Raw genomic sequence first — 13,292 nt, 5'->3', positions numbered from 1 at the left:
ATGTCATTCGAATTTATTGATACCGGCACCCTACGCGGCATCGGCACTGCACTGGTTCTGCTGTCGTTTGTTTGCGTGACCCTGTGGGCTTACAGCGCTAAACGCCGCACGGCTTTCGATCAGGCCGCCCTGCTGCCCTTTGCCGATGAACCCACACTGGCTGCCCCAAGGAGCAAGACCCCATGAGCACTTTCTGGAGCTGGTACATCACCCTGCTGACCGTGGGCACCCTGCTCGCGTTGTTCTGGTTGATTTTTGCCACCCGTAAAAGCGAAGTTCACAAAAGCCCCACCGATCAAACCATGGGCCATGCCTTCGATGGTATTGAGGAATATGACAACCCACTGCCCAAGTGGTGGTTCATGCTGTTTCTCGGCACGCTGATCTTCTCAATTGGCTATCTGGTGCTATATCCCGGCCTTGGCAGCTGGAAAGGCGTACTGCCCGGATACGAAGGCGGCTGGACGCAGGTCAAGCAATGGCAGCGTGAAGTCGATAAGGCTGATGAGTTGTATGGGCCGATATTCGCCAAATATGCAGCGATGCCCCTGGAAGAAGTGGCTAAAGACGAACAAGCTCTAAAAATGGGCGGACGTATGTTTGCCACCTATTGCTCGGTTTGCCACGGCTCTGACGCCAAGGGTGCCGTGGGCTTCCCTAACCTGACCGACAACCACTGGCGCTGGGGCGGCGAGCCCAGCGTAATCAAAACTACCATCCTCAATGGCCGTATTGGGGCGATGCCGGCCTGGACGGCGGTGATTGGTGAAGACGGGGTGCAACAGGTCGCAGCTTATGTCCGCAAGGACCTGGCAGGCCTGCCATTGCCCACCGACAAGCGCTTTGATCTGGAAAAAGGTGCCGCCATTTTTGCCGCCAACTGCCAGGCTTGCCACGGCGCCAAAGGCACCGGCATGGCCATGCTGGGCGCTCCCGACCTGACCAAGCCGGCTGGCTGGATCTACGGCAGCAGCCTGGTGCAACTGCAGCAGACCATCCGCCATGGCCGTAACGGCCAGATGCCGGCGCAAGAGCAATACCTGGGCAACGACAAAGTGCATCTGCTGGCGGCTTATGTACTGAGCCTGAGCTGGCAACAGCAGACCGTCACTGAGCAGTAATCGCTAAAACCGCACCACCTGGCTGGCGACTGACAGTCGCCAGCCCCTCCCTCCCGCGTTCGGACAACCGTCCGGATCATGCGACCCAAGGTCGCACCCTTCCGACCAAGTGCACTCGCGACGTTCGACTTGAGCTAATCTTGTCGACAGTCGCCACATGTCATAACTCCAAGGCGATTCCCATCTTTGCGCTACGCCTGTTTAGGCGTTTACTGCTCGCGGTTATGCTCTGCATTAGCGACCATGCAGGCTTACCAACAGCCCTGTAAGCCCTATCGCGCCGGCATGTGTCGTTGCAATGAGCACCTGCTTTCTCCATACTTGCCGCCGATTTTTGCCCCTAAAAAATCCATTAACCGTGGAACCCATAATGAGCACAGCAATCAGTCCGACTGCTTATAACTACAAGGTGGTTCGCCAGTTCGCCGTAATGACGGTGATTTGGGGAGTCATTGGCATGAGCCTGGGTGTTTTCATCGCCGCACAGCTGGTGTGGCCTGAACTTAACCTGGGTATGGAATGGACGAGCTTTGGCCGTCTGCGTCCGCTGCACACCAACGCGGTGATTTTCGCCTTCGGTGGTTGCGCGCTGATGGCCACCTCGTTCTACGTGGTGCAACGCACCAGCCAGGCACGCCTGATCTCTGATGGCCTTGCTGCCTTCGTATTCTGGGGCTGGCAAGCCGTGATCGTCGCTGCAGTGATCACTCTGCCGATGGGTTTCACCGGTTCCAAGGAATACGCCGAGCTAGAGTGGCCAATCGATATCCTCCTGGGCATCGTCTGGATCGCTTATGCCGTGGTGTTCTTCGGCACTATCGTCAAACGTCAGACCAAGCATATCTATGTGGGCAACTGGTTCTTCGGGGCCTTTATCCTGGTTACCGCGATGCTGCACATCGTCAACAGCGCGGCCGTTCCGGTTAGCCTGTTCAAGTCTTACTCGGCCTATGCCGGTGCGACTGACGCGATGATCCAATGGTGGTACGGCCACAACGCCGTGGGCTTCTTCCTGACCACCGGCTTCCTGGGGATGATGTACTACTTCGTGCCGAAGCAGGCCGAGCGTCCGATCTACTCGTACCGCCTGTCCATCGTGCACTTCTGGGCGCTGATCACCCTGTACATCTGGGCCGGTCCGCACCACCTGCACTACACCGCATTGCCTGATTGGGCACAGTCCCTGGGCATGGCCATGTCGATCATCCTGCTGGCACCAAGCTGGGGCGGTATGATCAACGGCATGATGAGCCTGTCGGGTGCTTGGCATAAGCTGCGTACCGACCCAATCCTGCGCTTCCTGGTCGTTTCCCTGGCGTTCTACGGCATGTCGACCTTCGAAGGTCCGATGATGGCGATTAAGACCGTCAACGCCCTGTCGCACTACACCGACTGGACCATCGGCCACGTACATGCGGGTGCGCTCGGTTGGGTTGCGATGATCTCTATCGGTGCCCTGTACCACCTGCTGCCTAAAGTCTTTGGTCGCCCGCAGATGCACAGCGTTGGCCTGATCAACGCACACTTCTGGCTGGCCACTATCGGCACTGTGCTGTACATCGCCTCGATGTGGGTCAACGGCATCACCCAGGGCCTGATGTGGCGTGCAGTCAACGAAGACGGCACCCTCACCTATTCCTTCGTTGAAGCGCTGGAAGCCAGCCACCCAGGCTACGTTGTGCGCATGATTGGTGGTGCGTTCTTCGTCGCCGGCATGCTGCTGATGGCGTACAACACCTACCGCACCGTGCGTGCCGCCAAGGCTTCTGAATATGAAGCGGCTGCACAGATTCCTGCCGGAGTAGCGCACTGATGAAACACGAAATCATTGAGAAGAATATTGGCCTGATGGCGCTGCTGATGGTTCTGGCCGTCAGCATCGGTGGCCTGACTCAAATCGTTCCGCTGTTTTTCCAGGACGTTACCAACGAGCCGGTGGAAGGCCTCAAGCCTTACACTGCGCTGCAACTGGAAGGCCGCGATGTGTACATCGCCAACGGCTGTGTCGGCTGCCACTCGCAGATGATTCGTCCGTTCCGTGCCGAAACCGAACGTTATGGCCACTACTCGGTAGCCGGTGAAAGCGTCTGGGATCACCCCTTCCTGTGGGGTTCCAAGCGTACCGGCCCGGACCTGGCTCGCGTCGGCGGTCGTTACTCGGATGAATGGCAGCGTGCGCACTTGTACAACCCGCGCAACGTAGTGCCTGAGTCGAAGATGCCGGCCTACCCTTGGCTGGTCGAGCACAAACTCGACGGCAAGGACACCGCCAAGAAGATGGAAGTCATGCGTGGCTTTGGTATCCCCTACACCGATGAAGACATCGCAGGGGCCAAGGACGCGGTAAAAGGCAAGACCGAAATGGACGCACTGGTGGCGTACCTGCAGGTTCTCGGCACTTCCATCAAGAACAAACGGTAACGCGCGATGGACATCGGGACTATTCGTGGCATAGGCACAGCAGTGGTGTTCATCGCCTTTATTGGCGTGGTGCTCTGGGCCTACAGCAGCAAGCGTAAATCCAGCTTCGACGAGGCCGCCAACCTGCCCTTCGCCGACGATCCCAAACCCAACGAGCGTGACGAGCAATCTTCCAGGAGCAATAACCAATGACCACGTTCTGGAGTTGGTACGTAACCATTCTGTCTCTGGGCACCATCTTTGCCCTGACTTGGCTGATCTTCGGCACCCGCAAGGGCCAGCGCGAAGAAACCACCGAAGAAACTGTCGGCCACTCCTTCGACGGTATCGAAGAGTTCGACAACCCGCTGCCCAAGTGGTGGTTCATGCTGTTTGTTGGCACCATCATCTTCGCCCTCGGCTACCTGGCGCTCTACCCGGGCCTGGGTAACTGGAAAGGTCTGCTGCCAGGCTATGAATACCTCGATACCGAAGCGAAGAAGCCTTTCGCAACGAACATCGAAATTGCTGGTGGTGCCGAGCGCAATGCAGGCTGGACCGGTGTGCATCAGTGGGAAAAGGAAATGGCCAAGGCTGAAAGCCAGTACGGCCCGATCTTTGCCAAATATGCTGCCATGCCGATCGAGCAAGTGGCTCAGGACGAGCAAGCGTTGAAAATGGGCGGCCGCCTGTTTGCCTCCAACTGCTCGGTCTGCCACGGCTCTGATGCCAAGGGCGCATATGGCTTCCCGAACCTGACTGACAATGATTGGTTGTATGGCGGCGAGCCGGAAACCATCAAAACCACCATCATGGCCGGCCGTCAGGCGGCGATGCCAGCGTGGAAGGACAGCATCGGCGAAGAAGGCATCCGTAACGTTGCCGGCTACATTCGCACCCTGTCTGGCTTGAAAAATCCGGAAGGTATCGAAGTTGACCTTGCCGCAGGTCAAAACATTTTCGCGACCAATTGTGCAGTCTGTCATGGCGCTGAAGGTAAGGGCCAACAGGCCATGGGCGCACCTAACCTGACCGACAAAATCTGGCTCTACGGCTCCAGTTTTGCTCAGGTGCAACAAACTCTGCGCTACGGCCGTAACGGCAAGATGCCCGCCCAAGCTGATTTCTTGGGCAACGATAAAGTGCATCTGCTAGCGGCTTACGTGTACAGCCTGTCGCAAGCAAAAATCGAGAAGTAATTCTCCTGCCTGGCAGGCGCGACCGCAGGTCGCACCTGCTGGGCAATCGTCAGGCGTACCATAGCGCAAGAGCCCGTATGACCCCGGCCGGCACGTATCGACCAGGGCAGCCAATCAACCGCCGTGGTACAAACTGATGAGCGCACAGATTCCAGTTAAAGACGTCACCCCTGCCCCGGCCAAGGTCGAAGTTGTTGACCTGTACGCCAACCGCGAAAAAATCTACACCCGCTCCTTCACCGGCATTTTCCGCAACTTGCGTATGCTCGGTGGCGCAGCCCTCTTCCTGTTGTACTTCGGCACCGTATGGTTGACCTGGAACGGCCGTCAGGCCGTCTGGTGGAACCTGCCGGAGCGCAAGTTTTATATCTTTGGCTCGACCTATTGGCCGCAGGATTTCGTCCTGCTCTCCGCGCTGCTGATCATCGCCGCCTTCGGCCTGTTTTTTATTACCGTATTCGCCGGTCGCGTGTGGTGCGGCTACACCTGCCCACAGAGCGTCTTCACCTGGGTATTCATGTGGGCGGAGAAAGTCACTGAAGGTGATCGCAACCAACGCATGAAGCTCGATAAAGCGCCGATGACCACGCAGAAATTTCTCCGCAAGCTGGCTAAACACAGCATCTGGGTTGGCGTGTCACTGGTCACAGCCATCACCTTCGTCGGCTACTTCACGCCAATTCGCGAGCTGATCCCCGAACTGTTCACTTTGCAAGCCGGTGGCTGGGCACTGTTCTGGGTGGGTTTCTTTACCCTTGCGACCTACGGCAACGCCGGCTACCTGCGCGAGCAAGTGTGCATCTACATGTGCCCCTACGCGCGCTTCCAAAGCGTGATGTTCGACCAGGACACCCTGATCGTCTCCTATGACCCACGCCGCGGCGAACACCGTGGCCCACGCAAGCGTGATGCGGACTACAAGGCCGAGGGCCTGGGTGACTGCATCGACTGCAAAATGTGCGTACACGTCTGCCCCACTGGCATCGACATCCGTGACGGCCTACAGATCGAATGCATCGGCTGCGCCGCGTGCGTCGATGCCTGCGACAGCATCATGGAGAAAATGAACTACCCGAAAGGGCTGATCAGTTACACCACCGAGCACAACCTGTCTGGCCAGAAGACCAACCTGGTGCGGCCACGCCTGATCGGTTATGCCATCGCCCTGCTGGCGATGCTCTGCGTGTTCGCCTGGGCTATCGCCGATCGTTCGCTGGTGGAGCTGGATGTACTCAAGGACCGCGTGCTCTACCGCGAGAACGAAGAAGGCCGGATCGAGAACGTCTACACCCTGAAGATCATGAACAAGGCCCAGCACGAGGTCACGTACCTGATCGAAGCCGACGGCCTCGACGGCCTGGTGTACGAAGGCAAGCGCGAAATCAAAGCGATCGCAGGCGAGGTACTGTCGCTACCGGTCGAATTGTCCATCGACCCTGAAAAACTGCCTTCTAGCACCAATGAAATCACCTTCCACCTGCACTCGGTGGATGATCCAAGTATCAAAACCGACGCCGCCAGCCGCTTTATCGGCCCGAGCGTGCGCTGATTAGAGAAGACCATGACTGAGCCCATAGCTGAAAAGAACGCTGAGATCATCAAGCCCTGGTACAAGCAATTCTGGCCCTGGTTCCTGATTGGCCTGTTGGCCTATTCAGTGGTGCAGGGGCTGACCCTGCTGACCATCGCCACGAAGAACCCGCCGGGGCTGATCTCCGATGACTATTACGATGTCGGCAAAGGCATCAACCAGTCACTGGAGCGGGAAAATCACGCTATTCGCCTGAAGCTGCATGCCACCCTGCTGCTCAACGATGAAAACGGCACTGCGACCCTGCAACTGAGCGGCAACAGCCGTCCACAGCAGCTGGTGCTTAACCTGATCTCGCCAACGCAACCCGAACGTGACCGCCGGGTGATTCTGCAGCCGCAGGCCGATGGCAGTTACAGCGGCCAGATGATCGATGCCGTGCAAGGCCGTCGTTTTGTGGAGCTGGTCGGCCAGGAAGGCGGCAAGGACTGGCGCCTGTTTGAAGAAGAAAACGTGAAAAGCGGGCAGAACATCCTCCTCGGGGATGCTCAATAAGCGCACCGATGAGCACGCCAACTCCCTGCTATCACTGTGGCCTGCCGGTTCCTGCCGGCAGCCGTTTCCAGGCTCAGGTACTGGGCGCAACCCGTGAAATGTGTTGTCCGGGCTGTCAGGCAGTGGCTGATGCCATCGTCAGCGGCGGTCTGGAGCACTATTACAAACACCGCAGCGAAAGCGCCGCCAATCCGCAAAGCCTGCCTCAGGCGTTACCGGATGAATTGGCGCTGTACGACCGCCGCGACGTGCAACAACCCTTTGTCGAGCACGACGGCGAACTCAGCGAAACCTGCCTGCTGATCGAAGGGATCAGTTGCGCCGCTTGTGGCTGGCTGATCGAGAAGCACCTGCGCAGCCTGCCGGGTGTCAGCGAGGCGCGCCTCAACTTATCCAACCACCGATTGCAGGTGCGCTGGGCCGACAGTCAACTGCCGCTCAGCGGCCTGCTCAAAACGCTGCGCAAGATCGGGTATGCCGCTCACCCTTGGCAGGCGGATGCCGCCGCTGAACAGCTGCAGCGCGAGAACCGCCGCGCCATGCGCGAACTGGGCGTGGCAGGCATGCTGTGGATGCAGGTGATGATGGCAACCATGGCCACTTGGCCGGAATTCAACATCGACCTCAGCCCCGAGCTGGACAAGATCCTGCGCTGGGTCAGCCTGTTTCTCACCACACCGATAGTCTTCTACTGCTGTGGGCAATTCTTCAGGGGTGCGCTGCGTGACCTGCGCACCCGCCACCTGACCATGGATGTGTCGGTATCCCTGGCGATTGGCGGTGCATATATCGCCGGTATCTGGTCGACGGTGACGGGCCAGGGTGAACTGTATTTCGACGCAGTGGGCATGTTCGCGCTGTTTCTATTGGCCGGCCGCTACCTAGAACGCCGCGCCCGTGAGCGCACAGCAGCCGCCACCGCGCAGCTGGTCAACCTGCTGCCAGCTTCTTGTTTGCGCCTGGATGCAGACGGCCAGAGCCAGCGCATTCTGCTGAGTGAACTGCACATTGGCGATCAAGTGCTGGTCCCCCCCGGCGCCCTGCTACCCGCTGATGGCCGCATTGTTCAGGGCCAGTCGAGCGTGGATGAATCGTTGCTGACCGGTGAATACCTGCCGCAACCGCGTAACACGGGCGACAGCGTCACGGCGGGCACCCTTAACGTCGAAGGCCCGCTGCAGATTGAAGTCCAGGCGCTTGGTGATGCCACACGCCTATCGGCCATCGTTCGACTGCTGGAGCGCGCGCAGAGTGACAAACCACGCCTAGCGGTATTGGCCGACAATGTTGCGCAGTGGTTCCTGCTGATAGTTCTGGTGGTAGCCGCCATCGTCGGTCTGGTTTGGTGGCAACTCGACCCGTCACGCGCGTTCTGGATCGTGCTTTCCTTGCTGGTCGCCACCTGCCCTTGCGCGCTCGCCCTGGCCACGCCCACTGCTCTGACCGCCGCCACGGGTTCCCTGCACAAACTGGGCATGCTGCTGACCCGCGGCCATGTACTCGAAGGACTCAATCAAATTGACACCCTGGTGCTGGACAAGACCGGCACCCTCACCGAAGGTCGCCTGACCCTTGGTGCCATTCATCCTCTACGCGAGCTGGATGCCGACAGCTGCCTCGCATTGGCCGCCGCGCTGGAAAACCGCTCTGAACATCCAATCGCCCGCGCCTTCGGCCAGGCACCAGAAGCCGCCGAAGCGGTCGACAGCCATCCGGGCTTGGGCCTGCAAGGACGGGTTGGCAACCGAGTACTGCGTATTGGCGAAGCCAGTTTCGTCTGTGCGTTGAGTGCTCAGCCCGTGCCAAAGATTGCCAGTGAACATGGCCAATGGCTGCTGCTGGGGGATGAGCAAGGGCCGCTGGCCTGGTTTGTATTGAATGACCGCCTACGTGAAGATGCCCCGCAACTGATCGACATGGCCAAGAGCAAAGGTTGGCAGATCATGCTGTTGTCCGGCGACAGCTCACCCATGGTCGGCGAAGTGGCACGCCAGCTGGGTATAACAGACGCCCGTGGTGGCCTCACGCCAGATGCCAAGCTTGAGGTATTGAAGCAGCTGCACAGCCAAGGCCGTCGGGTACTGATGCTGGGTGACGGGGTTAACGATGTGCCCGTGTTAGCCGCCGCCGACATCAGCGTGGCCATGGGCAGCGCCACCGACCTGGCCAAAACCAGCGCTGATGCCGTGCTCCTATCCAACCGTCTGAGCAGCCTGGTGCAAGCTCTACACATGGCGCAACGAACCCGCCACATCATCATCGAGAACCTCGCCTGGGCCAGCCTGTACAATGGCCTGGTACTGCCCTTCGCCGCCATTGGCTGGATCACTCCGATCTGGGCCGCGCTGGGTATGTCAGTCAGCTCACTGGTGGTGGTGGTAAACGCGCTGCGCCTGACTCGCCTGCCCCGGCAGTAAGCTGTCAAACAGCCCACTAAAACGCTCGGCGAGGTCTTATGCGAAACAACGTGACTGGCAAGATTGCCTGGTGGGTGCGCTTATTAGCCGTAATGCTGGTAAGCCTGCAGCTGTTTATGGCCTACCACTTTGCCACCGCGTTGATCCGTCAGCAGACCACACTCAGCAGCCTGTTTACTGACAGTCTGCCGGATACCCTGATCATGCTTTTCCTTAATGCTCTGTTTGCCTTCGTCGCGCTGACCGGCCGCAGCCCTGACAGACTCTTCCCAGTTGCCAGTCTCGATCTGCGGCAACTCTTGCGCCGGAGCCACTAAGCCATGCCCGCCCTCTATATCCTGATCCCGGTCGCCATTGCCCTGGTCGGCTTTGCCATCTGGCTGTTCTTCTGGGCGGTGGACAGCGGTCAGTACGACGACCTCGACGGCCCGGCTCATAGCATCCTGTTCGACGATGAAGACCCCAAGCACACCGCAGCCGTAAGCCAGCAACAACAAGACCAGCCCAAAGACTCGCAGCAGGACAAGCCCGGTGCTTGAGCTACTGCCGCTGCTGGTTTCAGCGCTGATCCTCGGCCTGCTCGGTGGCGGCCACTGCCTGGGCATGTGCGGCGGCCTGATGGGCGCCCTGACCCTGGCCATCCCACCCGAGCAGCGCGCACAACGCTTTCAGCTACTGCTGGCCTACAACCTGGGACGCATCTTCAGTTACAGCCTGGCCGGCCTGCTGCTGGGGCTGGCGGGCTGGGCATTAGCCAATAGCCCTTTGGTCATGGGCCTGCGAGTAATTGCGGCGTTACTGCTGATCGCCATGGGGCTGTATCTGGCAGGCTGGTGGAGTGGCCTGACCCGTATCGAAGCCCTCGGTCGAGGCCTCTGGCGCTATATCCAACCGCTAACCCGACGCTTTATGCCGGTCACCAGCCTGCCGCGCGCTTTGATACTCGGCAGCCTGTGGGGTTGGCTGCCCTGCGGCCTGGTCTACAGCACCCTGCTGTGGGCCGCCAGCCAAGGTAATGCAGTCGACAGCGCTGCTCTGATGTTTGCTTTTGGTCTCGGCACTCTGCCGGTGCTGCTGGCCACCGGCATGGCCGCCGAACGCCTGACTGCCCTGCTGCGCAAACAAGGCGTGCGTATGGCCGGCGGCATTCTGGTAATCCTTTTTGGTCTGTGGACCCTGCCTGGACCGCACCAGCACTGGTTGATGGGCCACTAAGCGATCAGCGGGCGCTTGATACAAGTCAAAACACCTCAGGCGCACCGCTCATAGACTGCCCGGTATTGATAGCCAAACCGGGAATACCCGCATGCTCAACGCCATCCAGTGGGACAGCTCGCTAATCCGCCGCTACGACCAAGCAGGCCCGCGCTATACATCCTATCCGACGGCTGTGCAGTTCCATGAGCGCATCAGCCAGTTCGACCTGCTGCACGCCCTGCGTGACAGCCGCAAAGCGCTGCGACCGCTGTCGCTGTATGTGCACATCCCGTTCTGCGCGCACATTTGCTACTACTGCGCCTGCAACAAGGTAATCACTAAGGATCGCGGCCGCGCCCAGCCCTATCTGGAAAAACTCGAACGCGAAATCGAGATCATCAGCCGTCACCTCGACCCACAGCAGAAAGTCGAGCAGCTGCACTTCGGCGGCGGCACGCCGACCTTTCTCAGTCACGATGAACTGCGCCACCTGATGAGCCACCTGCGCCAGCACTTCAACCTGCTGGATGACGATAGCGGCGACTACAGCATTGAAATTGACCCGCGCGAAGCCGATTGGTCGACCATGGGCCTGCTCCGTGAGCTGGGTTTCAACCGCGTCAGCCTGGGCGTGCAAGACCTCGACCCTGCCGTACAGCGCGCGGTCAATCGTTTGCAGACCCTGGAGGAAACCCGCGCCATCGTCGAAGCCGCGCGCACCCTGCAGTTCCGCTCGGTGAACATCGACCTGATCTACGGCCTGCCGCTGCAAACACCGGAGCGCTTCGCCCGCACCGTGGCCGAGGTGATTGCCCTGCAACCTGATCGCCTGTCGCTGTTCAACTATGCCCACCTGCCGGAGCGCTTTATGCCGCAGCGGCGGATCAACACCAGCGACCTGCCGAGTCCTGGCGACAAGCTGGCCATGCTGCAGGCCAGCATTGAGCAACTGAGCGCCGCCGGTTACCGCTATATCGGCATGGATCACTTCGCCCTGCCCGACGACGAACTGGCCAGCGCCCAGGAAGATGGCAGCCTGCAACGCAACTTCCAGGGCTACACCACCCACGGTCATTGCGACCTGATTGGCCTGGGGGTTTCATCGATCAGCCAGATTGGCGAACTTTACTGCCAGAACAACAGCGACCTGAGCAAATACCAGGACAGCCTTGGCCACAGCGAACTGGCCACCCTGCGCGGCCTGCACTGCGATGCCGACGACCGCGTGCGCCGGGCGGTGATTCAACAGCTGATCTGTCATTTTCAGCTGCGCTTTGCAGATATCGAGCAGGCCTACGCCATCGATTTTCGCAATTACTTCGCCGAGGTCTGGCCGCAGCTGCAGCAGATGGCCAGTGATGGGTTGATCGAGCTGAATGCCCAGGGCATCGAGGTACGCCCCGCAGGCCGCCTACTGGTGCGCTCGCTGTGCATGCTGTTTGATCGCTATCTTAGCGAGCTAAATCAGCAGCGTTTTTCCCGGGTGATCTAGCAGCCAGCGGACCAAAAAAGCCGGGGTTTATTTCATGACCAGGCTGGCCACTTCCTGCATCTGCTGATCACTGAGGTCCTGCTCGCGCAGGGTCTTGATCAGCGTCGCGTTGGCGCTGCTCAACGCGCCCTGCAGCGAGGCCAGCTCGCCTTGCAGCGTCTCGATCTTTATGCGTTTTGCCTCGGGATCGAGGCTCTGGTCCTGCATGACCTCTTTCAGCTCGTTTCTCTTCGCCTCGATCTGCGCCTTGAGCTCGCGGATTCTCTTAAGCAGATCCTTGACCACGTCCGGCAGGCTGCTCTCATCAATATCGCGGTTCTTCTGTGCCGCAGCAGAACGCGCCTTTCCCTGCTCTGACAGGCTTACCCGCAGACTGTCGCGAAACGCCTGCTTATCCGCCTCGCTGCTCTCTGCAACGCCTTCAGCCGCAGCGCTCTTACGCTCCAGCACAAGGTTCATGCGGGTGCTCAATTGAGTCGATTCCAGACGCATACGAATGCTCCTTGCAGATATTGAAAGCAACCTGGCTTATCGGCCGCACGGGATAAAACTTGAACATTCGATCAGACTGCGCCCTAGTGGCCCTAGCCTGCACCCTGCTGTAACCTTACGGCTATTGTGTGTTTACCCTCAGGATCACCAGCGATGTCCGAAAGCATCAAGTTGCATACCCCACACCAAGCCCATTGCAAGGATTGCAGCCTGGCGAGTCTGTGCCTGCCGCTGTCCCTGAACCTGGAAGACATGGACGCGCTCGACGAAATCGTCAAACGCGGCCGCCCGCTGAAAAAGGGCGAATTCCTGTTCCGCCAGGGCGATGCCTTCAACTCGGTGTTCGCGGTACGTTCCGGCGCACTGAAAACCTTCAGCCTGAGCGACAGCGGCGACGAACAGATCACCGGCTTCCACCTGCCCAGCGAGCTAGTCGGTCTGTCCGGCATGGACAGTGACGCGTACCCGGTGTCAGCAATGGCTCTGGAAACCACCTCAGTGTGCGAAATCCCCTTCGAGCGCCTCGACGAGCTGTCGGTGCAGCTGCCGCAACTGCGCCGCCAGCTGATGCGCATCATGAGCCGTGAGATCCGCGACGATCAGCAGATGATGCTGTTGCTGTCGAAGAAAACCGCCGATGAACGCATCGCCACTTTCCTGGTCAACCTCTCGGCACGCTTCCGCGCACGCGGCTTCTCGGCCAATCAGTTCCGCCTGGCCATGTCGCGTAACGAAATTGGTAACTATTTGGGCCTTGCGGTGGAGACCGTATCGCGGGTATTTACCCGCTTCCAACAGAACAAGCTGCTCGAAGCCGAAGGCAAGGAAGTGCATATCCTCGACCCCATCGAGCTGTGCGCCCTTGCCGGCGGTAACCTCGAGGGCTGA

The 13,292-nt window shown here is 59.4% G+C and carries 15 protein-coding genes; 14 read left to right on the top strand and 1 reads right to left on the bottom strand.

The window, feature by feature from the left end:
- The 13 genes from BLO50_RS20510 (at position 1) to hemN (ending at position 11,912) form a co-directional block, all read left to right on the top strand.
- The gene (locus BLO50_RS20510; RefSeq protein ID WP_090256147.1) at positions 1-186 is read left to right on the top strand and encodes a cbb3-type cytochrome oxidase subunit 3; all 186 of its coding nucleotides are present in this window, start codon (positions 1-3) and stop codon (positions 184-186) included.
- Complete coding sequence (gene ccoP / locus BLO50_RS20505; RefSeq protein ID WP_090256146.1) at positions 183-1,121, top strand: cytochrome-c oxidase, cbb3-type subunit III; 939 nt, start codon at positions 183-185, stop codon at positions 1,119-1,121. The genes BLO50_RS20510 and ccoP (BLO50_RS20505) overlap by 4 nt, the downstream gene beginning before the upstream one ends.
- 370 nt (positions 1,122-1,491) lie before the next feature.
- Positions 1,492-2,934, top strand: a complete 1,443-nt coding sequence (gene ccoN, locus BLO50_RS20500) for a cytochrome-c oxidase, cbb3-type subunit I (RefSeq protein WP_090256145.1) — start codon at positions 1,492-1,494, stop codon at positions 2,932-2,934.
- On the top strand, positions 2,934-3,542 hold the full coding sequence (gene ccoO / locus BLO50_RS20495) for a cytochrome-c oxidase, cbb3-type subunit II (protein WP_090256144.1): 609 nt from the start codon (positions 2,934-2,936) through the stop codon (positions 3,540-3,542). Before ccoN ends, ccoO begins: the two co-directional genes overlap by 1 nt.
- Before the next feature lie 6 nt (positions 3,543-3,548).
- A complete protein-coding gene (locus BLO50_RS20490; protein ID WP_090256143.1) occupies positions 3,549-3,734 on the top strand; it encodes a cbb3-type cytochrome oxidase subunit 3 in 186 nt (61 codons plus the stop codon).
- Positions 3,731-4,720: a cytochrome-c oxidase, cbb3-type subunit III gene (ccoP, locus tag BLO50_RS20485; RefSeq protein WP_090256142.1), complete on the top strand. Its 990-nt coding sequence runs from the start codon at positions 3,731-3,733 to the stop codon at positions 4,718-4,720. Before BLO50_RS20490 ends, ccoP (BLO50_RS20485) begins: the two co-directional genes overlap by 4 nt.
- A gap of 136 nt (positions 4,721-4,856) precedes the next feature.
- Positions 4,857-6,269, top strand: a complete 1,413-nt coding sequence (gene ccoG / locus BLO50_RS20480) for a cytochrome c oxidase accessory protein CcoG (protein WP_090256141.1) — start codon at positions 4,857-4,859, stop codon at positions 6,267-6,269.
- Positions 6,270-6,281: 12 nt separating this feature from the next.
- Positions 6,282-6,806 (top strand): FixH family protein, encoded by a 525-nt coding sequence (locus tag BLO50_RS20475; RefSeq protein WP_090256140.1) that lies wholly within the window; start codon positions 6,282-6,284, stop codon positions 6,804-6,806.
- Between the two features lie 8 nt (positions 6,807-6,814).
- The gene (locus BLO50_RS20470; RefSeq protein ID WP_090256139.1) at positions 6,815-9,223 is read left to right on the top strand and encodes a heavy metal translocating P-type ATPase; all 2,409 of its coding nucleotides are present in this window, start codon (positions 6,815-6,817) and stop codon (positions 9,221-9,223) included.
- A 38-nt stretch (positions 9,224-9,261) separates the two neighbouring features.
- Complete coding sequence (locus tag BLO50_RS20465) at positions 9,262-9,540, top strand: hypothetical protein (RefSeq protein WP_090256138.1); 279 nt, start codon at positions 9,262-9,264, stop codon at positions 9,538-9,540.
- Between the two features lie 3 nt (positions 9,541-9,543).
- Positions 9,544-9,762 carry a cbb3-type cytochrome oxidase assembly protein CcoS gene (gene ccoS / locus BLO50_RS20460; RefSeq protein ID WP_090256137.1) on the top strand — a complete coding sequence of 73 codons (219 nt, stop codon included), beginning with the start codon at positions 9,544-9,546 and terminating at the stop codon, positions 9,760-9,762.
- A complete protein-coding gene (locus tag BLO50_RS20455) occupies positions 9,755-10,438 on the top strand; it encodes a sulfite exporter TauE/SafE family protein (RefSeq protein ID WP_090256136.1) in 684 nt (227 codons plus the stop codon). Before ccoS ends, BLO50_RS20455 begins: the two co-directional genes overlap by 8 nt.
- Before the next feature lie 91 nt (positions 10,439-10,529).
- On the top strand, positions 10,530-11,912 hold the full coding sequence (gene hemN, locus BLO50_RS20450; RefSeq protein WP_090256135.1) for an oxygen-independent coproporphyrinogen III oxidase: 1,383 nt from the start codon (positions 10,530-10,532) through the stop codon (positions 11,910-11,912).
- A gap of 27 nt (positions 11,913-11,939) precedes the next feature.
- On the opposite strand, the gene BLO50_RS20445 is transcribed toward hemN, so the two are convergent.
- Complete coding sequence (locus BLO50_RS20445) at positions 11,940-12,404, bottom strand: DUF1931 family protein (protein WP_090256134.1); 465 nt, start codon at positions 12,402-12,404, stop codon at positions 11,940-11,942.
- A gap of 153 nt (positions 12,405-12,557) precedes the next feature.
- Here BLO50_RS20445 and fnr point away from each other — a divergent pair, with 153 nt between their 5' ends.
- A complete protein-coding gene (fnr, locus tag BLO50_RS20440) occupies positions 12,558-13,292 on the top strand; it encodes a fumarate/nitrate reduction transcriptional regulator Fnr (RefSeq protein ID WP_090256133.1) in 735 nt (244 codons plus the stop codon).

It is taken from the genome of Pseudomonas peli, from assembly GCF_900099645.1.
Lineage (GTDB): Bacteria > Pseudomonadota > Gammaproteobacteria > Pseudomonadales > Pseudomonadaceae > Aquipseudomonas > Aquipseudomonas peli.
The sequence above is the reverse complement of the archived record's forward strand: the minus strand, read 5'-3'. Positions and strand labels throughout refer to the sequence as shown.

What these genes read in the sequence shown, in the direction of transcription:
- ccoP (WP_090256142.1), top strand. Translation starts at nt 3,731, where the DNA reads ATGACCACGTTCTGGAGTTGGTACGTAACCATTCTGTCTCTGGGCACC.
- ccoG (WP_090256141.1), top strand. Translation starts at nt 4,857, where the DNA reads ATGAGCGCACAGATTCCAGTTAAAGACGTCACCCCTGCCCCGGCCAAG.
- hemN (WP_090256135.1), top strand. Translation starts at nt 10,530, where the DNA reads ATGCTCAACGCCATCCAGTGGGACAGCTCGCTAATCCGCCGCTACGAC.
- BLO50_RS20465 (WP_090256138.1), top strand. Translation starts at nt 9,262, where the DNA reads ATGCGAAACAACGTGACTGGCAAGATTGCCTGGTGGGTGCGCTTATTA.
- ccoN (WP_090256145.1), top strand. Translation starts at nt 1,492, where the DNA reads ATGAGCACAGCAATCAGTCCGACTGCTTATAACTACAAGGTGGTTCGC.
- ccoO (WP_090256144.1), top strand. Translation starts at nt 2,934, where the DNA reads ATGAAACACGAAATCATTGAGAAGAATATTGGCCTGATGGCGCTGCTG.
- BLO50_RS20490 (WP_090256143.1), top strand. Translation starts at nt 3,549, where the DNA reads ATGGACATCGGGACTATTCGTGGCATAGGCACAGCAGTGGTGTTCATC.
- ccoS (WP_090256137.1), top strand. Translation starts at nt 9,544, where the DNA reads ATGCCCGCCCTCTATATCCTGATCCCGGTCGCCATTGCCCTGGTCGGC.
- BLO50_RS20470 (WP_090256139.1), top strand. Translation starts at nt 6,815, where the DNA reads ATGAGCACGCCAACTCCCTGCTATCACTGTGGCCTGCCGGTTCCTGCC.
- fnr (WP_090256133.1), top strand. Translation starts at nt 12,558, where the DNA reads ATGTCCGAAAGCATCAAGTTGCATACCCCACACCAAGCCCATTGCAAG.
- BLO50_RS20510 (WP_090256147.1), top strand. Translation starts at nt 1, where the DNA reads ATGTCATTCGAATTTATTGATACCGGCACCCTACGCGGCATCGGCACT.
- BLO50_RS20445 (WP_090256134.1), bottom strand. Translation starts at nt 12,404, where the DNA reads ATGCGTCTGGAATCGACTCAATTGAGCACCCGCATGAACCTTGTGCTG.
- ccoP (WP_090256146.1), top strand. Translation starts at nt 183, where the DNA reads ATGAGCACTTTCTGGAGCTGGTACATCACCCTGCTGACCGTGGGCACC.
- BLO50_RS20475 (WP_090256140.1), top strand. Translation starts at nt 6,282, where the DNA reads ATGACTGAGCCCATAGCTGAAAAGAACGCTGAGATCATCAAGCCCTGG.